Genomic DNA, 19267 nt, shown 5'->3' on the forward strand with positions numbered 1-19267 from the left:
AATGTTCATGTCCGATCGCGGTGCCCCGACCTTCGCTGAATTGCTGTGCCGGGGCGGCGGCTGTGGCGACCTGATCGCCGCGCGCGACTGGTCGGGCAGCGTTTTGGGGCCGATCGACGGCTGGTCGGCCAGCCTGCGGACCGCGACGCTGATGCTGCTGCACTCGCCTGCACCCATGGTGATGCTGTGGGGCGAGGACGGCATCATGCTCTATAACGACGCCTATTCGCTGTTCGCCGGCGGGCGGCATCCCGATCTGCTGGGCTCGCCCGTGCGCCAGGGCTGGCCCGAGGTCGCCGATTTCAACGACCATGTCATGCGCGTTGGGCTGGCCGGGGGCACGCTGCGCTACCGCGACCAGGAACTGACGCTCTATCGCCACGGCGCGCCCGAACAGGTGCTGATGAACCTCGATTACTCGCCGGTGATCGACGAGAGCGGGCGGCCGGGCGGCGTGCTGTGCGTACTGGCCGAGACGACCGAGCGGATCGCGGCGGAACGGCGGCAGAAGGTGGCCGAAGGCGCGCTGGTCGAGAGCGAGGCGCGCTTCCGCCTGATGATCGACACGGTGCCGCAGATCGTGTGGATTGCCGATGGCGAGGGGCGGATGGAGTTCCTGAACCAGCAATTCTCCATCTATACCGGCGAGGGCTTCGCGGCGCGCACCCCCGGCGAGATGGCCGGCGCCTTCATCCACCCCGATGACGGCCCGCAGGTGGTGGCGGCGTTCCAGGCGGCACGCGACGCGTCGGGGCCGCATGTCTTCGAGCATCGCATTAAATCGGCGTCGGGCGAATATCGCTGGTTCCTCGACCGGGCCAATCCCTACCGCGATCCCGACACCGGGCGGATCGTGCGCTGGTTCGGCGTGTCGGTCGACATCCATGACCGCAAGCTGGCCGAGGACCGGCTGCGCGAACTGAACGCCACGCTGGAGCAGCGGGTCGCCGAGCGGACGGCCGAACGCAACATCCTGGCGACCCTGGTGGAATCGACCGACATCATGATGATGGCGATCGACATGGATTTCACTATCCTGGCGTTGAACGCGGCCAATGCCGCCGAATTCGAACGCGTGTTCGGCGTCCGGCCAAGGGCGGGCGACAATCTGCTCGAGCTGCTGGCCGATCATCCCGCCAATTGCGACGAGGTGCGTCGCGGCTGGATGCGCGGCATGCAGGGCGAGCGGGTGACCTTTATCGACCAGTTCGGCGATCCCGACCGCGATCGCCCCAGCTACGAGGTCATCTTCCACCCGCTGTTCGACGAGCAGGGCCGGCAGAACGGCGTGTTCCAGTTCGTCACCGACGTCACCGAGCGGTTGCGGCGCGATGCGCAACTCGTCGAGACGATGGGCGCGCTGCGGCAGGCGCAGAAGATGGAGGCGATGGGCCAGCTGACCGGCGGCGTCGCGCACGACTTCAACAATCTGCTGACCCCGATCGTCGGCACGCTCGACCTGTTGCAGCACAAGGGACTGGGCGGCGCGCGCGAGCAGCGGCTGATCGCCGGCGCCGCGCAATCGGCCGAGCGCGCGCGGACCCTGGTGCAACGCCTGCTCGCCTTTGCCCGGCGCCAGCCGCTGCAACTGATCGCGGTCGATATGGGCGCGCTGGTCGCAGGCATGCGCGATCTGGTCGACAGCACGACCGGGCCGCAGATCCGCGTCGATATCGACATCGCGCCCGACCTGCCGCCCGCCGATGCCGACCCGAACCAGGTCGAGATGGCGCTGTTGAACCTGGCGGTGAACGCGCGCGACGCGATGCCCGGCGGCGGCACGCTACGCATCACACTGGCGCTCGAACATCTGGGCGAGGGGCGGCGGATCGGCAGCCACGGCACGGTGCTGCCCGCCGGCCGCTATGTCCGCCTGTCGGTCGCCGATACGGGCAGCGGCATGGATGCCGAGACGCTGGCGCGCGCGGTCGAGCCGTTCTTCTCGACCAAGGGGATCGGCAAGGGCACCGGGCTGGGCCTGTCGATGGTGCATGGCCTGGCGTCGCAGCTTGGCGGCGCGCTGACCATCCGCAGCGCGCCGGGGGCGGGCACGCGCGTCGACCTGTTGCTGCCATCGGGCACCGCCGCGCCCGACGACATGGTGCTGGGCGAGCCGCGCGTGGCGGAGCGGATGCGCAGCGGCCGCGTGCTGTTGGTCGATGACGAGGACCTGGTGCGGCACAGCACCGCCGACATGCTGCTCGATCTGGGCTATGAGGTGGTCGAGGCGGCTTCCGCGCAGGAGGCGCTGCGCATCATCGAGGATGGCGGGCATTTCGACCTGCTGGTCACCGATCATCTGATGCCGGGCATGACCGGCACCCAATTGGCGGCGCGGGTGCAGGCGCGGCGGCCGGACATGGCGACCCTGCTGGTGTCGGGCTATGCCGAGACCGAGGGCGTCGCCGCCCATCTCGCCCGGCTGACCAAGCCCTTCCGTAAGGACGAACTGGCCCGAAGCCTGACCCAGCTCGCCGCCAGCCGCGACATCGCGCCGGTCGACTAGCCTTTACAACGGAAGGACAGGGGATGACGCATCATGTCGTCGCGATCGTGCCGGCGGGCGATCTGGACGAAAGCACCGCCTTCTACGCATTGCTCGGCTTTTCGGTGGCGGCGGATTTCGGCCATTACCGCATCCTGGAGGACGGACGCGGCTGGCATCTCCACCTGAACCACATGCCCGGCTGGCCGGCGCGGGTGGAGGACAATCCCTTCGGCCTGTATCTCTATGTCGAGGATGTCGATGCCGTCGCCGCGCGCGTGCGCGACCGGATCATCGAGCCCGGGGCGCCGCACGCCAAGCCCTGGGGCACCTATGAATTCGCAGTCAGCGATCCCAGCGGGGTGCTGGTGCGGATCGGGCGGGTCATCCGCTAAAAGGGGATGACCAGGACGAAATCACCCCTCCCCTTCAGGGGAGGGGACGGGGGTGGGGCGCTTCCGCAATCATGGCGTTCGTGGAAAGGCCCCACCCCAACCCCTCCCCTGAAGGGGAGGGGCCTGCTTCGATCCATAGTTCGCGGCCGCTCGGGCCGCCCCTCAGTGCAGCTTGGCGATCGACAGCCCGTCTTCCTTGGCGCGCGCCTTCACCGACTCCTCGCTGCGGGTCAGCGCCTTGGCGATCGCCTTCAGCGCCATGCCCTTCTTCGCCAGCGTGTGGAGTTTCTGAATCTCGTCGGGCCGCCAGGGCTGGCGGTGTCTTTCAAAACGTTCGGCCATATCCGCATGATAGCGCGATCCCGCCGCGCTGACCATCGCGCCGGTCGCATGATGGCCGGCTTACAAATGCGTCATGGAGCGCCAACTCGCTTGCCTTCGGCCCGTGCTGCGGCAAAGCAGGCCTTCCGGGAGACTTTGTATCATGCGAGTGTTTCTATGCGCTTATCCGCCCTCCTGTGTTGTGTCGCGTCCACCGCGATAGCTGTCCCGGCCCTGGCGCAGACGCGGGGTGTCCCCAAGCCCGATGCGGCGGCCTCCCAGACGGACAGCGACAGCAGCGACATCGTCGTCACCGCCAAGCGGCTCGACACCGCCCGCGCGCATATCCAGCCGAGCCTGGGCGCCTCCAACTATGAAATCACCAGCGACACCATCAAGGCGCTGCCCGGCGGCGAGAACCAGCAGTTCAACCAGATCCTGCTCCAGGCGCCCGGCATCGTGCAGGACGGTTTCGGCCAGTTCCATGTCCGCGACGACCATAACGGCCTGCAATATCGCATCAACGGCACCATCCTGCCCGAAGGGCTGGCGGTGTTCGGCCAGACCCTGTCGCCGCGCCTGATCGACAAGGTCAACATCCTGACCGGCGCGCTGCCCGCGCAATATGGCTTGCGCACGGCGGGGGTGATCGACATCACGACCAAGAGCGGGCTGTTCCAGAATGGCGGCACCGCGTCCATCTATGGCGGCAGTCACAACACCATCCAGCCCAGCCTGACCTATGGCGGCTCGTCCGGCAGCACCAATTACTTCGTGTCGGGCGATTACCGGCATAGCGGGCTGGGCATCGAGAGCGTCGATGGCCGCTCCAACCCGGTGCATGACGATACCGACCAGTATCAGGGCTTCGCCTATGTCGACCATATCCTGGACGACCAGAACCGCGTGTCCTTCGTCGGCGGCTATTCCAACCAGTGGTTCCAGATTCCCAACCCCGTCGGCCAGCAGCCGAGCGCCGGATGGAGCGTCGGCGGGCAGACCGTCTTTCCCAGTGAGACGCTGAACGAGACCCAGCTGGAAAAGACCGGCTTCGGCCAACTCGCCTTCCTCCACGATGCCGAGCCGCTGACGGTGCAGGCCTCGCTCTTCGCGCGCTATTCCTCGCTGCGCTATCGCCCCGACATATTGGGCGAGTTGCTCTATAACGGGCAGGCGCAGCAGGCGTATAAGCGGGACTTCGCGATCGGCGGGCAGGTGGATGCCGTCTATCATCTGGGCGACGCGCACACGCTGCGCGGCGGCCTGCTGGTGACGCGCGATCGTTCGACCAGCGATACCACGACGCAGGTCTTTCCCGTCGACGCCACTGGCGCCCAAACGGGCGAGCCGATCGCGATTCCCGACAATAGCGGCAAGACCGCGACCAGCGTCAGCGCCTATCTGCAGGACGAATGGAAGTTGCTGCCCCGGCTGACGCTCAACTATGGCGCGCGTTACGACCTCTACAATGGCTATCGGCGCGAGGGGCAGCTGTCGCCCCGCGTCAATCTGGTCTGGCAGCCGGGTGACATCTATACGCTGCACGCAGGCTATTCGCGTTACTTTGTGCCGCCGCCCTTCGAGCTGGTCGGCAATAGCAGCATCGCCAGGTTCGTCGGCACGAGTGCCTATCCGGCCGTCACCGTCAACGACGTGCCCTATGCCGAGCGGCAGGATTATTTCGATGTCGGCTTCCAGGCCAAGCTCAGCCGCTACTTCACCTATGGCATCGACGCCTATTATCGCATTTCGAAGAACCTCATCGACGAGGGGCAGTTCGGCGCACCGATCATCCTGACCCCGTTCAATTACGCCCAAGGGCGGATCGGCGGGATCGAGGCGAACATGAGCTATGCGCGCGGGCCGCTGCTCGCCTATGCCAATTTCGCCGCCGCCAAGGCCAAGGGGCGCGGCATCGTCTCCAGCCAGTTCAGCTTCGGCCAGGACGATCTCGATTATATCGCGCGGCATTACATCTATCTGGATCACGACCAGAGCTTCACCGGATCGGCGGGCCTGTCCTATGCCTTTGACGGGGGAACGAAGCTGGGCGGCAGCATGATCTATGGCTCCGGCCTGCGCCGTGACGACGACGTCAATGCCATCCCCAACGGCGCCAAGCTGTCGCCCTATGCGCAAGTGAACCTGACCGCGAGCCAGCATCTGGCCGGGCCCAATCTCGACATTCGCTTCGATGTCATCAACGTGCTCGACCATAAATATGAAATCCGTGACGGGACCGGGGTGGGCGTCGGCGCGCCACAATATGGCCCGCGTCGCGGCGTCTTCATCGGGGTGGCAAAGTCCTTCTGACGCGAGCGGGCGGCGGCCCTCGGGTCGCCGCCCGTTCAAGATGACGGCGAATTCACCTTCGCAAAAATCCACCCTTTTCAATCGAATGCAGGTCGGGGGTGGCGTGCGGTGGCGAAATGCCGCCGTCAGGGGCTTTAACCTGGGATATTTCAAACTGTTGCTGGGTTGGGCCGCGCATCATCTGGAGACGGTGCATGGCGACAGCTGCAGTTTCGAGTCCCCCGGCAAAGGGTTCGCCGGACAGGGGTCAGGATGCCGACCGCCGCCGTGCGACACGGTGGCTTCAGGCGCTGAATTTCTTCATGGCCGATATGCAGGCCGGGATCGGCCCCTTCCTGGGCGTCTTCCTGCAACAGCGCGGGTGGCAGACGGGGCCGATCGGCTCGGTCATGACGCTGGGTGGTGTCGCGGGCATGGTGATGACCGTGCCGGCGGGCGCGTTCATCGACCATACCGACAAGAAGCGTTGGGTCGTCGTCATCACCGGCATCTGCACGGTGCTGGCGTCCTTCCTGATCCTCTGGTCGCAGGCGGGGATCGTCGTCGGCATCAGCCAGGTGGCGACCGCGATCGCCGGCGCGGCGATCGGCCCCGCCGTCACCGGCATGACGCTGGGCGTGGTTCGGCAAAAAGGCTTCAACGCGCAGAATGGCCGCAACCAGGCGTGGAACCATGCCGGCAACGTGGTCGGCGCAGGGTTGTCGGGCTATCTCGGCTGGAAGTTCGGGATGCCGGCCATCTTCTTCCTCGCCGCCGCCTTCGGGGTGCTGGCGATCATATCGGTCCTGTCGATCCCCGAACGCGCCATCGACCACCGCGCCGCGCGCGGGCTGGAGGATGAGGATGGCGACGCGGACGAAGGCGGTCAGGCCGAGGGGTTCAAGGCGCTGCTCGCCAACAAGCCGATGCTGGTCCTGGCGGCGGCGCTCGCCTGTTTCCATCTGGGCAATGGCGCGATGCTGCCGCTTTATGGTCTCGCGGTGGTCGGCGCGGGCAAGGGCGATGCGGCGATGTTCACCGCCACCACCGTCGTCGTCGCGCAGGCGGTGATGATCGTCGCCAGCCTGATCGCGATGAAGGTCGCCGCCGGGCGCGGCTATTGGCTGGTGCTGCTGATCTCCTTTGCGGCACTTCCCCTGCGCGGGTTCCTGGCGGGCACCTTCATCGAGCATTGGGGCGTGTGGCCGGTACAGGCGCTCGACGGTATCGGTGCCGGCTTGCAGAGCGTCGCGGTGCCTGGCCTCGTCGCCTGCCTGCTGAACGGCACCGGCCGGGTCAATGTTGGGCAGGGCGCGGTGATGACGATCCAGGGCGTCGGCGCCTCGCTGTCGCCGGCGATCGGCGGCTGGCTGGCGCAGGAACTGGGCTATCAGACCGCCTTCTACATTCTGGGCGGGTTCGCGGTCGCCAGCCTGGCGCTGTGGATCGGTTTCGCCGGCACGCTGCGCCCCGCCTGCGCCGGCGGCGCGAAGCCCGAGGAGGCCATGGCATGAGCGGCATTTGCTGGGTTCATATCGGCGATCTGCATCTGGACGAGGCGGATGACTGGCAGGGGCTTGGCCGGCTGAAGACCATCGTCGCCCAGGTGAACGCGCATCTCGGCGATGCCGATTTCGTCTTCGTCCCCGGCGACAACGCCAATCATGGTACGCCCGCGCAATATGCCTGGATGATGGACGCGCTCGCGCCGCTTTCGCTGCCCTGGCGGATCATCCCCGGCGACCATGATTTCGAGCCGGGCGACCTGTCCCATTACGACGCCGCGATCCCCGAGGCGAATCGGCCCGAGGTGGAGGTGATCGCCGGGCATCGCTGCCTGTTCCTGGACGTCGTGTCGGCGGGGGCGGGCGGTCCCGATTTCCGGCTGACCATGCATCATCGCAATCGGCTGGCCGAGGAACTGGCGCGGGCCAAGGCGAGCGGACAGGTGCCGCTGGTCTTCATGCACGCCTATCCCGGCGATCTGGCGGCGGACGGAGACCTGATCGCGCGCCAGTTCATCGAGGGCGAGGTCGCCTTCGTCGACACCGGGCACACCCATTACAACGAGCTGCTGAACGACGGCCGCGTCGTCTATGGCGCGACCCGCTCCACCGCGCAGATCGAGGAGGATGGCGGCGCGCCGGGCTTCGCCATCGTCTGTGTCGAGGACCGGGTGGTCAGCTGGCGCTTCCGCCGGCTCGATGCGCCCTGGCCGCATGTTCAGATCGTGTCACCGGGCGATGTCCGGCTGATCACGCGGCCGACCGATCCGTATCAGGTGCCCCGGCCCGGCGTGGTCGAGGTGGTGGCGCGGCTGTTCGGCGCGGATACGCCGCCCGTCGCGCGCGCCGGTGAAAGTGATACGCCGATGACGCAGGGCGAGGATGGCCTGTGGCGCGCGGCGGTGACGCTCATCGAAGGACTGAACGTGATCGAGGTCCGTTGCGGTGAAGGTTACGACCGGATCGACTGTCTGGTGCGCGGCGTCCATGCCATCCCCAAGCGCCGCCTGCCCGTCGCGCCGGGCGAGGATTGTCACGCCATCGGCGCCTGGCCTATCGCCGGGATCGATGGCGCCCGGCTCGGGCCGAACAAGAATGGGTGCGGATGGTGACGCTGGCTTATGGGGCCACCTGGGCGATTGCGGGGCTGGCGACGGCCGGGGTGATCGCGCGGCCGATGCGCTGGCCCGAATGGATCTGGGCGGTGACGGGCGCGGTGCTGCTGATCCTGCTCGGCCTGATGCCTTGGCACGAAGCGGGGCAGGCGGTGGCCAAGGGGCTGGACGTCTATCTCTTCCTGATCGGCATGATGCTGCTCAGCGAGACCGCGCGCGAACATGGCGCGTTCGACTGGATCGCCGCCACCGCCGTCAACATGGCGGGGCGGTCGCGCGCGAAGCTGTTCGCGCTGGTCTATGCGACGGGCGTCATTGTCACGACCTTCATGTCGAACGACGCCACCGCCGTCGTGCTGACGCCGGCCGTGTTCGTCGCGGCCAAGAAGGCCAAGGCCGACCCGTTGCCGCTGCTCTTCGCCTGCGCGCTGATCGCCAATGCGGCCAGCTTCGTGCTGCCCATCTCCAACCCCGCCAATCTGGTCCTGTACGGCGGGCACATGCCGCCGCTGGGCGCGTGGCTGGCGGCGTTCGCACTTCCGTCGCTGGCGTCGATCGCCGTCACCTTCGCGGTGTTGCGCGTTGCCCAGCGGGCGCGGATCGCCGGGGGCTGCGAATGCGACGTGGCGCGCGATGCGCTGTCGACCGGCGGCAAGCTGGCGATGGCGGGGATCGGGCTGACCGCGATCCTGCTGCTGATCGTGTCGGCGCTGGACATCGAACTGGGCCTGCCGACCGCGCTGGCGGGGATCGCGACGGCGGTGATCGTCTCGCTGCTCGCGGGGCGTTCGCCGTTGACGCTGGCCAAGTCGGTCAGCTGGGGCGTGCTGCCGCTGGTCGCCGGGCTGTTCGTGCTGGTCGAGGCGCTGGACCGGACGGGCGTGATCGCCTGGGTCGCACGCGGGCTGCGCGCAATGTTGAACGACCCGATCCGTGCGGCGGCGATATCGGGCACCACGCTCGCCTTTGTCAGCAACGCGATGAACAACCTGCCCGCCGGCCTGATCGCCAGCAGCGCGATCGCGCAGGCGCAGCCACCGCAGATCGTCACCGACGCGCTCTTGATCGGTGTCGATCTGGGGCCGAACCTGTCGGTGACGGGGTCGCTGGCGACGATCCTGTGGCTTCAGGCGATCCGGCGCGAGGGGGAGGATGTGAGCTTCCTCGCCTTCCTGAAGGTCGGCGCGGTGGCGATGCCGCTGGCCTTGCTGGCGGCATTGGGGGTGCGGTTGTTGATCGGGTGAGGGTGGTTGGAGCGCGTGGGGCGTGGCCTTCGACGTCGCTCAGGCTGGACGAGGTTCGGGGGTGAAACCCAACATCCGTTCGCACTGAGCGAAGTCGAAGTGCACGCGGCGCGCTCGCCCCTTGGCCTTCGACTGCGCTCAGGCTGAACGGAGGTGGGGATCAAAGCGCCGCCAGATCGATCGCCCCATCCTTGTCCAGCCACTGATCCGCCGCCGGCATCGGGTATTTCAGCCCGGTGGCGCAGTTGAACAGCACCACCCGCTCATCCTCATCGACCAGATTGTCGCGCACCGCCTGTTTATAGGCCGCCAGGGTCGCCCCGCCCTCGGGGCAGAGCAGCAGGCCGTCCCTCTTCGCGCAATCGTCGACGGCTTTCAGGATCGCGGGATCACCCACCGCCAGCGCCGCGCCGCCCGACTCGCGCACGGCGCGCAGGATCAGGAAGTCGCCGACGGCCTTGGGCACGCGGATGCCCGCCGCCACCGTCGCCGCATCCTCCCAGCGGGCCGCATGCTCCTCGCCCGCCTCATAGGCACGAACGATAGGCGCGCAGCCGCTGGCCTGCACCGCGTACATGCGCGGGCGCTTCGCGCCGATCCAGCCCAGCCGCTCCATCTCGTCGAACGCCTTCCACATGCCGATCAGGCCGGTGCCGCCGCCGGTAGGATAGAAGATCGCGTCGGGCAGTTCCCATCCCAGCTGGGCGGCGAGTTCGAGGCCCATCGTCTTCTTGCCCTCGATCCGGTACGGCTCCTTCAGCGTCGAGAAGTCGAACCAGCGCCCCTCGGCCGCGCCGCGCCCGACGATCGCGCCGCATTCGTCGATCTGGCCGTTGACCCGCCATACGCGCGCACCCTGTGCGGCGATCTCGCGCACATTGATCTCGGGCGTTTCCTCCGGGCACAGCACCACCGTCTCGATCCCGCAGCGCGCGGCATAGGCGGCGAGCGCAGCGCCCGCATTGCCGTTGGTAGGCATCGCGATGCGCGTCACGCCCAGTTCGCGCGCCATGGCGACCGCCATGACCAGCCCGCGCGCCTTGAACGATCCGGTCGGCAGCCGCCCCTCGTCCTTGACCAGCACCGAACCGCCGCCCGAACGCGGGATGGGGATCAACGGCGTCTCGATCTCGCCCAGCGACACGATGCTCTCCGTCCGGCGGACGGGCAGCAGTTCGCGCCAACGCCACAAATCGGTATCACGCGCGGCGATGGTGTCGCGCGATACCGCCTCGCCCAACGCCTCCAGGTCATAGCGGACCAGCAGCGGCCGGCCGGCGCGCGACAGGCCATGCAACTGGTCGGCCTCATAGCGCTCGCCGGTCAGCGAACATTCGAGATGGGTGACGAAGGTCGGGCGGTCTTCGGTGAGATTGCGGTTCATGGACGCCAGCCTATCGGCGCCCCCGTCGCGGCGCCATAGCCTTGCGGCGGCGCGACATTTTATCCCGATGCTGGGCCGAGCCGGTCGATCTGCCGGTCATGCACGCGCGACAGCGTCAGCAGCGCGGTCGCCGCGCCGATCAAGCACATCAGCATGTCCCACTGCGTGTCCCAGGGATCGCCCTGCGTTCCCAGAAACGCGTCCGCCCCCTGGCCCAGCGCCATGGCGGTGGCGAACTCGATCAGTTCGTAAGCGGCGCTGATCGCCAGGCAGCAGGCAAGGACCAGCACGACCAGCATCCCGCCACGCAGCCGCGCATGCCGGACCAGCCATTCGCGGATCACGATCGCGGGCACGAAGCGCTGCGCGACATGGCCCGGCCGATCATAGGGGTTGCGCGTGAGATGCAGCCAGTCCTGCACCCAATATCCCGCCGGCACCCGCGCATAGCTGTATGCTCCGCCCAGCATCAGAATCAGCCCGTGCACACCGATCAGGATCAGTGCGAGGTCGGTCAGCCCGACCCGCCGGCGCAGCCCCCACAGGACGGGCAACGCGATCAGCACCGGCGCCACTTCCATCCACCAGGTCGCCCGGTCGAACGGCCGCCATCCCGACGCGATCAGCCCCGCACTCCAGATCGGCGTCAGCAGGACCAATCGCCGGTTCGCATGTCGCTCGTCCGTCATGATGGACAGGATAACCGGTCGCGGGCCCCTCGCAATCCGTTGTGCGGGCGGGTCCGCAATGTCAGGAGCGAGGGCGATACCGAACGGAAGGCGATGCTCATGATCCTACGCAGCGACGAGACTCAGGATGTCGAGGTATCCGGCGGCGGCGCGATGCGGATGCACCTGTTCCGGCCCGCGATCGAGGGCCAGTTCCCCGGCGTGATGCTGTTCTCCGAAATCTATCAGGTGACCGCGCCGATCCGGCGGCTGGCGGCGATGCTGGCGGGGCAGGGCTATGTCGTCGCGGTGCCGGAGGTCTATCATGAATATGAGCCCGCCGGCACCGTCCTCGCCTATGACAAGCCCGGCACCGATCGCGGCAACGACCTGAAATTCACCAAGCCGGTCGCGGCCTATGACGCCGATGCCACGGCCGGGCTGACCGCGCTCGCCGCGCATCCGGCGTGCAACGGACGGCTGGGCACGTTCGGCGTGTGTCTCGGCGGGCACCTCGCTTACCGCGCCGCGCTTGATCCGCGCGTGTCGGCGGCGGCGTGCTTCTATGCGACCGACATCCATTCGGGGACGCTCGGCGAGGGACGCCGGGACGACAGCCTGGCGCGGATGGACGAACTGAAGGCCGAGGCGCTGTTCGTCTGGGGCCGGCAGGACCCGCATGTCCCCTATGCCGGGCGCGAGGCGATCCGCGCGCGGCTGGAAGCGGTCGGCGCGTCGTACGAATGGCATGAGGTCAACGGCCAGCACGCCTTTCTGCGCGACGAAGGCCCCCGTTACGACCCGGCGCTGTTCCTGCAGGCGATGGACTGGACGCTGGCGCTGTACCGACGCGCGCTTCGCTGATCCCGGTGGCGGCTATTGGCGGGCGTTTACCAAAAACGTTGGGGGAAGTTTAACGGGTTGTGACCAATTTGGACGGCAAAAGGATCACGCCCGTCCATGGCCCGCTTTCTCGCCTCACTTCGTCGCGCACGGCGCCGGCGTCCGATCCTTGGCGATCGGCGTGGGGCGGTGATCGTCGAGTTCGCGCTGGTCGCCGCGCCGCTGATAACGCTCATCTTCGCGATGATCTTTGCGAGCCTGGCCTATCTGGCGCAGGAGGCGCTGGAGAGCGCGGTCGAGATTTCCGCGCGCAGCATCATGACCGGACAGAGCCAGTCGAGCGACATTCAGGGGCTGTCCCAGGGGATGACCCGCGCGCAACTGGCCGAACGCTTTCGGAAAAAGGGCTGCGAGAACCTGCCCGGCTTCATGTCCTGCGACCGGCTCTATGTCGAGGTGAAGGCCGCATCGTCGGGCAACGGCCTGCTCGACAGTGCAGTGCAGCTGGTGATCGATGCCAGCGGCAAGATCGGCGTCCCGCTATCCTACGATCTGGGCAGTCAGGGCGCGATCGTCATGGTGCGCTTTTATTATCGCTGGCCGATGCCGATCGCGCCGACCGCCAATCTGAATTCGTGGGGCTCCGGCTCGGCAGTGCTCGTCGCGACCTCGGTCGCCAAAACGGAATCGTACAACTGATGCCGCGTCTTCCTTTTTTGCGCCGCCCGGCCGCGCCGGTGACGGGTGATCGGCGCGGCGTTGCGGTCGTCGAATTCGCGCTGATCCTGCCTGTCATGTTGCTGCTCTATTTCGGCGGCGTCCAATTGCAGGATGCGATCGCCTGCGACCGCAAGGTCTCGATCGCGACGCGAGCGCTCGCCGATCTGATCGGACAGAATCAGAGCGGTACGATCTCCGCAAAGGAGGTCCTCGACAGCCTGAACGCGGCGACCCAAGTACTCGTGCCGTTCGCCAGCGATCCATCCAAGCTGCGGATCAGCGCCATCGCGTCCGACGACCATGGCCGCATCATCGTGCAGTGGAGCCAGGGACTGCGCATGACGCCCTATCGCCGGGGGCAGCAGATCACGGCACCTACCAGCACGATCACGCCCGGCACCTACGTGCTGCTGGCCGAGGTCGATTATGCCTATTCTCCGCCGGTCCGGTTCGGAAATATCGGGCCGCTGACGCTGGGTGACCAGCTGTTCATGGTGCCGCGGAACACCGACAAGATCGATTGCCCGGATTGCCAATGACCAGCATTTTCCCAGCCAAGCGCCCGTTCCGGTCTATGCTCCGCCATCGGCGGGGCAATGTCATGCTGCTCTTTGCGCTGACGTTGCCGGTCCTGACCTTCGGAACGGGCATGGGGATCGACTATGCCCAGGCGATGAAGGCGCAGACGCGGCTCAACGCGATTGCCGATGCCGCCGCCCTGTCGGCCGTCAACAAGACCATGATGGGCAGGAGCGACAGCGAGGCCGCCGCCTATGCGCGTCAGGTGTTCATGGACCAGTACCGGGCGATGCTGGACACCGGCAGCGTCACGGTCAATCAGCTGAACGTCCAGACGGTGACCGACAATAGCGGTCGTCGTACCGCATCGATCAGCTATTCCGGTGCGCTGCGCAACAGTTTCGGCCAGATCCTGGGGCGCGACTGGATGGCGATCGCGGGCAAGTCGGCGACGACCAATGCGGTCGCGCCCGACATCGATTTCTACATGCTGCTCGACGTATCGGGATCGATGGCGTTGCCGACGACGACGGTGGGCCTGAAAAAGGTCGCCGACAGCAACAGTCGCGGATGCCGCTTCGCCTGCCACTCGGTCAACGACGTTCAGGGGCGTGACGCCAAGGGCAAGATGACCGACCTGTATGGGGTCGCGAAATCCTATGGCCTGTCGCTTCGGATCGATGACGAGGGCCGGGCCGTATCGCAGTTGACCGACACCGCCAAGACGACCGCCAGCCGCAACGGCGCGAATTACCGCATCGCGATCCACACCTTCCGGGGGCGCGGCGGCTTCACCACGTTGCAAAGCCTGACGAAGAACATGGCAAAGGCGGCGACGAAGACCAAGTATCTGGTTCCGTCCCTCTTCTACAGCAACGGCTGCCCGACCCAGGAATGCCGTGACGATGATGTCGGCAAGGGCGATCTGGATTCGGCGCACAGCGATGCGTTCGACCGGGTCAACGAAAAGATTTCCAATCCCGGTACCGGACAGCGCGGCACTACGCCGCAGGCGGTCGTCTTCGTCGTCACCGACGGCATGCGCGACGAGTATCGCAGCGGCGGCAGGCCCGAGATCAACATCGATCCCGCCAAATGCGAGCAGTTGAAGAGCCGCAAGATCCGGATCGCGATCCTCTATACCGAGTATCTGAAGGAAGCGCTGGAGAACGATCCCTGGTCACAGCAGAATGTCGCGCCCTATCTCCACAAGGTAGAACCCGCGCTGCAGGCCTGCGCATCGCCCGGCCTTTATACCAAGGTGTCGACCGACCAGGACATTTCCAACGCGCTGGATGCGCTGTTCCGGACCGCCGTCGCGACCGCGCGCATCACCCAATAGGTGACGCGCGGCGGCGCGGCGTGGCTCAGCCCGCCAGCGCCTCGACTTGTTCGGCGAGGTCCAGCCAGCGCATCTCGGCCTCGTCCTTTTCGTCGCGCGCCTTTTCGATCGCCTTCATCAGCCGGTCGAACTGCGCGGGGTCCTTGGCGTAGAGATCGGGATCGGCCAGCCTGGCCTCGTCGCGCGCGATACCCGCTTCCAGCTCCTCGATCCGCTTGGGCAGCAGCTCGTAATCGCGCTGGTCCTTGTAGCTCAGCTTGGTCTTCGCCTGGACCGGCGCGGCGGGGGAGGGGGCGGCCTTGGGCGCGGCCTTCTTCGCCTCGGGGGCCTGTTTGCGCTTGGCGACCCAGTCGGCATAGCCGCCCGCCACGACATCGACCGTGCCCGAGCCATCGAGGCCCAAAGTCACCGTGACCGTGCGGTTGAGGAAGTCGCGGTCGTGGCTGACGATCAGGACGGTCCCGTCATAATCGCCGATCACCTCCTGGAGCAGATCGAGCGTCTCCAGATCGAGATCGTTGGTCGGCTCGTCGAGGACCAGCAGATTGGATTCGCGCGCGAACTCACGCGCCAGCAACAGGCGCGAGCGCTCGCCGCCCGACAGCGTGCCGATCTTCGCCTCGGCCAGCGAGGGGTCGAACAGGAACTCCTTCAGATAGCCATGGATGTGCTTGCGCACTCCCCGCACGTCGATCCAGTCGCCGCCGTCCGCCAGCACCTCGCGCACGCGCTTCTCGGGCGCCATCAGCTTGCGCTGCTGGTCGATGATCACGCCGTCGAGCGTCTTGGCGAGGAAGACCGTACCTTCGTCCGGCTCGATCTCGCCGGTCAGCAGCTTCAGGAGCGTCGTCTTGCCGGCGCCGTTCGCGCCGACCAGGCCGATGCGGTCACCGCGCGTGACCTTCAGGCTCAGGTCCTTGATGATCGTGCGGTCGCCATAGCGCTTGGTGACATGCTCGGCCTTGATGACCTCCTTGGTCTTCACATCGTCCGAGGCGATGCCGAGCTTGGCGGCGCCCTGCGGCCCGATCATCGCGGCGCGGGTGGCGCGCATCTGGACCAGCTTCTCCAGCCGGCCCTGGTTGCGCTTGCGCCGTGCGGTCACGCCGCGATGGAGCCAATGCTCCTCGATCTTGAGTTTGGCGTCCAGCTTCTCGGCGGCGCGCTGTTCCTCTGCATAGACCTGTTCGGTCCAGGCATCGAAGCCGCCGAAGCCGACCTCGTTGCGCCGCATCTGCCCGCGATCCAGCCACAGCGTCGACTTGGTCAGCCGGGTCAGGAAGGTCCGGTCGTGGCTGATGACCACGAACGCGCCGGTGAAGCGCTTCAGCCAGTCCTCCAGCCATTCGATCGCGGCGAGATCGAGATGGTTGGTCGGCTCGTCGAGCAGCAGCACATCGGGGTTCATCGCCAGCGCACGCACGATCGCCGCGCGCCGCTTCTCGCCGCCGCTGGCGGTCGAGGCATCGCGGGTCAGGTCGATGCCCAGCTGTCCGGCGATCGCCTCCGCCTCGTAACTCTCGGGCGCGCCCTCGCCCGACAGGACATAGTCCATCAGCGTGGCGCAACCGGTCAGGTCGGGGTCCTGTTCGAGATACACGACATGCGTGCCCGGCACGATCATGCGCCGCCCCTCGTCCGAATCGATGATCCCGGCGATCAGTTTCAACAGGGTCGACTTGCCCGCGCCGTTGCGCCCGATCAGCGCCAGCCGGTCGCGCGGACCGATATGGATGTCGAGATGCCGGAAGAGCCAGCCCGAGCCTTGCACAAGGCCCAGGTCTTCATAGGAAAGAACGGGTGCTGCCATGATGGCATTGCAGTTAGGCGCGGGGAGGGAACCCGGCAAGCGCCTCGCGCGCTGTCGCGCGGCTGCACGATCCATTCAGAGGTTGTTCAACGGTTGCCCTCTATGCCACACCCATGTCGATGACCGTCTTTCTGGCTCTGCTCGCCGCACCGATGGGTCCGCCGCCGATGACCGGTGCCATGCTGGGCATGGGCGCCGATCAACGTCGCGGCGACCAGATGCGTGCGGCGCAGGCGCGCAAGGAAGGCAATCTGTCGCTGCGCGAGATCGAGGCGCGGGTCGTGCCGACGATGCGCGACTCGCAATATATCGGCTTCGACTATGATGCGGGCGCGGCCATTTACACGCTGAAGTTCCTGCGCAATGGCACCGTCATCTGGGTGGAGGTGGACGGCCGCACCGGCAAGGTCATCGGTCGGACCGACGGCTGATGCACCGGCTGGCCGGCAGCCCCATGACAATACAGGGAGTTTTGCGATGCGCGTTCTGATCGTCGAGGACGAGCCGAATCTGGGCCAGCAGCTGAAGTCCACGCTGGAGGGCGCTGGCTATGCCATCGACCTCGCGACCGATGGCGAGGAGGGGCATTTCCTCGGCTCGACCGAGAATTACGATGCGATCGTCCTCGACCTCGGCCTGCCCGAGATCGACGGGCTGACGGTGCTCGACCGCTGGCGCAAGGAAGGCAAGACGACCCCGGTGCTGGTCCTGACCGCGCGCGACAGCTGGTCGGACAAGGTGGCGGGGCTGGATGCGGGCGCCGACGACTATGTCGCCAAGCCCTTCCAGACCGAGGAACTGATCGCCCGGCTGCGCGCGCTGATCCGGCGTGCCAGCGGCAACGCCTCATCCGAGCTGACCGCCGGCGACGTTCGCCTCGACACCCGGTCGGGCAAGGTCACGCGCGCCGGCGAGCCGGTGAAGCTGACCGCGCAGGAATATAAGCTGCTCAGCTATCTGCTCCACCACAAGGGCAAGGTCGTCAGCCGTACCGAGCTGATCGAGCATATCTACGACCAGGATTTCGACCGCGATTCGAACACGATCGAGGTGTTCGTGACGCGCATCCGCAAGAAGCTGGGCCAGGATGTGATCACCACCATTCGCGGTCTGGGCTACAGCCTGGACGATCCGTCGGCGGGCGGGGCGGCGGGCTCGGCGGCCTGATCCGGATCTTCCCGTGAAGGACGGCCTCATCTCGCGCCCGACCCTGCGGACGGGGTCGCTGTCGCGCCGCATGATCCTGATCGCCGCCGGGTGGATCATGGTCCTGCTAGCGGGCGGCGGCTTCGCGCTGGACCGGGTGCTGGTGTCCGCCGTCACGCAGAATTTCGACGACCGCCTGTCCTATGTCCTGCGCTCGCTGCTCGTCTCGGCGGAAATTCAGCAGGGCGAGGTGTGGTTCAGCCGCGAGCCGGCCGATCAGGCGTTTCTGGAGCCGGGATCGGGCGTCTATTGGCAGGTGTCCGCGCCGGGACGCGAAGCCTTTCCCTCGCGTTCGCTATGGGATCGCCAGCTCGCTTACGGCACGCGGCATAATGACGATGCCGTCCACACCTATAACAGCAACCAGTTTCCCGACGAAAAGCTGCGCATCGTCGAACGCGATGTGAAGCTGCCCGGCTCGGACGTGCGCTGGCGCTTTCAGGTGGCGCAGAGTCGGCAAGGGCTGGACGCCCAGATCAGTGCGCTCCGTCGGACGCTGGTGCGCAGCTTCGCGCTGCTCGGCGTCGGGCTGTTGCTGATGGCGGCAATGCAGACCTTCTACGGCCTCTATCCGCTGCGCCGGGTGCGCGAGGAGATCGCAGCGATGCGCGCGGGCAAGGCGAACCGCGTGTCGGACGCCATGCCCAACGAGGTCGCGCCGATGGTCGAGGAGCTGAACGCCCTCATCGAGCATAACGAGAAGCAGGCCGAGGAGGCGCGACGCCATGCCGGCAACCTCGCGCATGCGCTCAAGACCCCGTTGACCGTCATCATGAACGCCGCGACCGCGCGCGCCGACGATCTGGCCGACACCGTCATTCGCGAGGCGCGCACGATGCGCCGTCAGGTCGACCACCATCTCGCCCGCGCCCGCGCGGTCGGCCGGCGTGGCTCGGCGCACAGCCGCGCCGAGGTCTGGCCCAGCCTGGAATCGGTCGAGCGCGCGGTCGGCCGGCTCTATCGCCATGTCCGCATCGATGTGGACGGCCCGAAGGACCTCGTCGTCCATGTCGAGCGGCAGGATCTGGACGAGATGCTGGGCAACCTCGTCGAGAACGCGGCCAAATATGGTGGCGGCAGCGTCTTCGTGACGGTCGGCGCGCAGGCCGGGTTCGTCGAAATCCTGGTCGAGGATGACGGCACCGGCATCCCGGAGAACGAACGCGTCCGTATCTTCGATCGTGGCGTACGGCTGGATACGGGCAAGCCGGGCACGGGCCTGGGCCTCGCCATCGTGCGCGACGTGGCGGAGATTTACGGCGGGACGGTCAGCCTCGAGGAGAGCGAGGATCTGGGCGGGCTGCTCGTGCGGCTCAGGCTTCCCGCAGCGGTGGGGTAATCTGGTTCACGCGAAGCCGCGAGGACGCAAAGAAGAATTTTGTTCGCGCGGAGGCGCGGAGGACGCGGAGGTGCCGTAC

Annotated in this window: 17 protein-coding genes; 13 read left to right on the forward strand and 4 right to left on the reverse strand. The window is 66.9% G+C overall.

Going from position 1 to position 19267, the window contains the following annotated elements:
* The first annotated feature begins 7 nt into the window (after positions 1–7).
* Both GGR48_RS01865 and GGR48_RS01870 read left to right on the forward strand, forming a co-directional pair.
* Positions 8–2506, forward strand: a complete 2499-nt coding sequence (locus tag GGR48_RS01865; RefSeq protein ID WP_183950199.1) for a PAS domain-containing protein — start codon at positions 8–10, stop codon at positions 2504–2506.
* A 23-nt stretch (positions 2507–2529) separates the two neighbouring features.
* Positions 2530–2880 (forward strand): VOC family protein, encoded by a 351-nt coding sequence (locus tag GGR48_RS01870; protein ID WP_183950200.1) that lies wholly within the window; start codon positions 2530–2532, stop codon positions 2878–2880.
* A 162-nt stretch (positions 2881–3042) separates the two neighbouring features.
* Here GGR48_RS01870 and GGR48_RS01875 read toward each other — a convergent pair whose 3' ends face one another.
* Positions 3043–3222 carry a hypothetical protein gene (locus tag GGR48_RS01875; RefSeq protein ID WP_007403839.1) on the reverse strand — a complete coding sequence of 60 codons (180 nt, stop codon included), beginning with the start codon at positions 3220–3222 and terminating at the stop codon, positions 3043–3045.
* A gap of 156 nt (positions 3223–3378) precedes the next feature.
* On the opposite strand from GGR48_RS01875, the gene GGR48_RS01880 reads away from it, so the two are divergent.
* The 4 genes from GGR48_RS01880 to GGR48_RS01895 all read left to right on the forward strand — a co-directional run bounded on the left by GGR48_RS01880 (position 3379) and on the right by GGR48_RS01895 (position 9357).
* Positions 3379–5514: a TonB-dependent receptor gene (locus tag GGR48_RS01880; RefSeq protein WP_183950201.1), complete on the forward strand. Its 2136-nt coding sequence runs from the start codon at positions 3379–3381 to the stop codon at positions 5512–5514.
* A 194-nt stretch (positions 5515–5708) separates the two neighbouring features.
* On the forward strand, positions 5709–7007 hold the full coding sequence (locus tag GGR48_RS01885; protein WP_183950202.1) for an MFS transporter: 1299 nt from the start codon (positions 5709–5711) through the stop codon (positions 7005–7007).
* A complete protein-coding gene (locus GGR48_RS01890; RefSeq protein ID WP_183950203.1) occupies positions 7004–8110 on the forward strand; it encodes a metallophosphoesterase family protein in 1107 nt (368 codons plus the stop codon). The genes GGR48_RS01885 and GGR48_RS01890 overlap by 4 nt, the downstream gene beginning before the upstream one ends.
* A complete protein-coding gene (locus GGR48_RS01895) occupies positions 8107–9357 on the forward strand; it encodes an SLC13 family permease (RefSeq protein ID WP_206362561.1) in 1251 nt (416 codons plus the stop codon). The genes GGR48_RS01890 and GGR48_RS01895 overlap by 4 nt, the downstream gene beginning before the upstream one ends.
* A 160-nt stretch (positions 9358–9517) precedes the next feature.
* On the opposite strand, the gene GGR48_RS01900 is transcribed toward GGR48_RS01895, so the two are convergent.
* Together GGR48_RS01900 and GGR48_RS01905 are read right to left on the reverse strand one after the other, a co-directional pair.
* Positions 9518–10741, reverse strand: a complete 1224-nt coding sequence (locus GGR48_RS01900) for a threonine synthase (RefSeq protein ID WP_183950205.1) — start codon at positions 10739–10741, stop codon at positions 9518–9520.
* A gap of 59 nt (positions 10742–10800) precedes the next feature.
* On the reverse strand, positions 10801–11430 hold the full coding sequence (locus GGR48_RS01905) for a DUF2238 domain-containing protein (RefSeq protein WP_183950206.1): 630 nt from the start codon (positions 11428–11430) through the stop codon (positions 10801–10803).
* A 99-nt stretch (positions 11431–11529) separates the two neighbouring features.
* Here GGR48_RS01905 and GGR48_RS01910 point away from each other — a divergent pair, with 99 nt between their 5' ends.
* From GGR48_RS01910 to GGR48_RS01925, 4 genes are all read left to right on the forward strand, one after another.
* Positions 11530–12273, forward strand: coding sequence for a dienelactone hydrolase family protein (locus GGR48_RS01910; RefSeq protein WP_183950207.1), 744 nt, complete (start codon positions 11530–11532; stop codon positions 12271–12273).
* A 96-nt stretch (positions 12274–12369) separates the two neighbouring features.
* On the forward strand, positions 12370–12951 hold the full coding sequence (locus GGR48_RS01915) for a TadE/TadG family type IV pilus assembly protein (RefSeq protein WP_183950208.1): 582 nt from the start codon (positions 12370–12372) through the stop codon (positions 12949–12951).
* Positions 12951–13511, forward strand: a complete 561-nt coding sequence (locus tag GGR48_RS01920; protein WP_183950209.1) for a TadE/TadG family type IV pilus assembly protein — start codon at positions 12951–12953, stop codon at positions 13509–13511. Before GGR48_RS01915 ends, GGR48_RS01920 begins: the two co-directional genes overlap by 1 nt.
* A 35-nt stretch (positions 13512–13546) precedes the next feature.
* Positions 13547–14833 (forward strand): TadE/TadG family type IV pilus assembly protein, encoded by a 1287-nt coding sequence (locus GGR48_RS01925; protein ID WP_240456154.1) that lies wholly within the window; start codon positions 13547–13549, stop codon positions 14831–14833.
* A gap of 25 nt (positions 14834–14858) precedes the next feature.
* Here GGR48_RS01925 and GGR48_RS01930 read toward each other — a convergent pair whose 3' ends face one another.
* The gene (locus GGR48_RS01930) at positions 14859–16643 is read right to left on the reverse strand and encodes an ABC-F family ATP-binding cassette domain-containing protein (protein WP_183950211.1); all 1785 of its coding nucleotides are present in this window, start codon (positions 16641–16643) and stop codon (positions 14859–14861) included.
* A gap of 119 nt (positions 16644–16762) precedes the next feature.
* Here GGR48_RS01930 and GGR48_RS01935 point away from each other — a divergent pair, with 119 nt between their 5' ends.
* From GGR48_RS01935 to GGR48_RS01945, 3 genes are all read left to right on the forward strand, one after another.
* Positions 16763–17074, forward strand: a complete 312-nt coding sequence (locus GGR48_RS01935; RefSeq protein ID WP_338110538.1) for a hypothetical protein — start codon at positions 16763–16765, stop codon at positions 17072–17074.
* A 46-nt stretch (positions 17075–17120) separates the two neighbouring features.
* Positions 17121–17810 (forward strand): response regulator transcription factor, encoded by a 690-nt coding sequence (locus tag GGR48_RS01940; protein WP_183950213.1) that lies wholly within the window; start codon positions 17121–17123, stop codon positions 17808–17810.
* 70 nt (positions 17811–17880) lie between these two features.
* A complete protein-coding gene (locus tag GGR48_RS01945; RefSeq protein ID WP_183950601.1) occupies positions 17881–19188 on the forward strand; it encodes a sensor histidine kinase in 1308 nt (435 codons plus the stop codon).
* The last annotated feature ends 79 nt before the right edge of the window (positions 19189–19267 follow it).

The sequence above is a fragment of the Sphingomonas pseudosanguinis genome (assembly GCF_014196255.1).
GTDB lineage: Bacteria > Pseudomonadota > Alphaproteobacteria > Sphingomonadales > Sphingomonadaceae > Sphingomonas > Sphingomonas pseudosanguinis.

What these genes read in the sequence shown, in the direction of transcription:
- GGR48_RS01865 (WP_183950199.1), top strand. Translation starts at nt 8, where the DNA reads ATGTCCGATCGCGGTGCCCCGACCTTCGCTGAATTGCTGTGCCGGGGC.
- GGR48_RS01870 (WP_183950200.1), top strand. Translation starts at nt 2,530, where the DNA reads ATGACGCATCATGTCGTCGCGATCGTGCCGGCGGGCGATCTGGACGAA.
- GGR48_RS01875 (WP_007403839.1), bottom strand. Translation starts at nt 3,222, where the DNA reads ATGGCCGAACGTTTTGAAAGACACCGCCAGCCCTGGCGGCCCGACGAG.
- GGR48_RS01880 (WP_183950201.1), top strand. Translation starts at nt 3,379, where the DNA reads ATGCGCTTATCCGCCCTCCTGTGTTGTGTCGCGTCCACCGCGATAGCT.
- GGR48_RS01885 (WP_183950202.1), top strand. Translation starts at nt 5,709, where the DNA reads ATGGCGACAGCTGCAGTTTCGAGTCCCCCGGCAAAGGGTTCGCCGGAC.
- GGR48_RS01890 (WP_183950203.1), top strand. Translation starts at nt 7,004, where the DNA reads ATGAGCGGCATTTGCTGGGTTCATATCGGCGATCTGCATCTGGACGAG.
- GGR48_RS01900 (WP_183950205.1), bottom strand. Translation starts at nt 10,741, where the DNA reads ATGAACCGCAATCTCACCGAAGACCGCCCGACCTTCGTCACCCATCTC.
- GGR48_RS01905 (WP_183950206.1), bottom strand. Translation starts at nt 11,430, where the DNA reads ATGACGGACGAGCGACATGCGAACCGGCGATTGGTCCTGCTGACGCCG.
- GGR48_RS01910 (WP_183950207.1), top strand. Translation starts at nt 11,530, where the DNA reads ATGATCCTACGCAGCGACGAGACTCAGGATGTCGAGGTATCCGGCGGC.
- GGR48_RS01915 (WP_183950208.1), top strand. Translation starts at nt 12,370, where the DNA reads ATGGCCCGCTTTCTCGCCTCACTTCGTCGCGCACGGCGCCGGCGTCCG.
- GGR48_RS01920 (WP_183950209.1), top strand. Translation starts at nt 12,951, where the DNA reads ATGCCGCGTCTTCCTTTTTTGCGCCGCCCGGCCGCGCCGGTGACGGGT.
- GGR48_RS01925 (WP_240456154.1), top strand. Translation starts at nt 13,547, where the DNA reads ATGCTCCGCCATCGGCGGGGCAATGTCATGCTGCTCTTTGCGCTGACG.
- GGR48_RS01930 (WP_183950211.1), bottom strand. Translation starts at nt 16,643, where the DNA reads ATGGCAGCACCCGTTCTTTCCTATGAAGACCTGGGCCTTGTGCAAGGC.
- GGR48_RS01935 (WP_338110538.1), top strand. Translation starts at nt 16,763, where the DNA reads ATGACCGTCTTTCTGGCTCTGCTCGCCGCACCGATGGGTCCGCCGCCG.
- GGR48_RS01940 (WP_183950213.1), top strand. Translation starts at nt 17,121, where the DNA reads ATGCGCGTTCTGATCGTCGAGGACGAGCCGAATCTGGGCCAGCAGCTG.
- GGR48_RS01945 (WP_183950601.1), top strand. Translation starts at nt 17,881, where the DNA reads ATGATCCTGATCGCCGCCGGGTGGATCATGGTCCTGCTAGCGGGCGGC.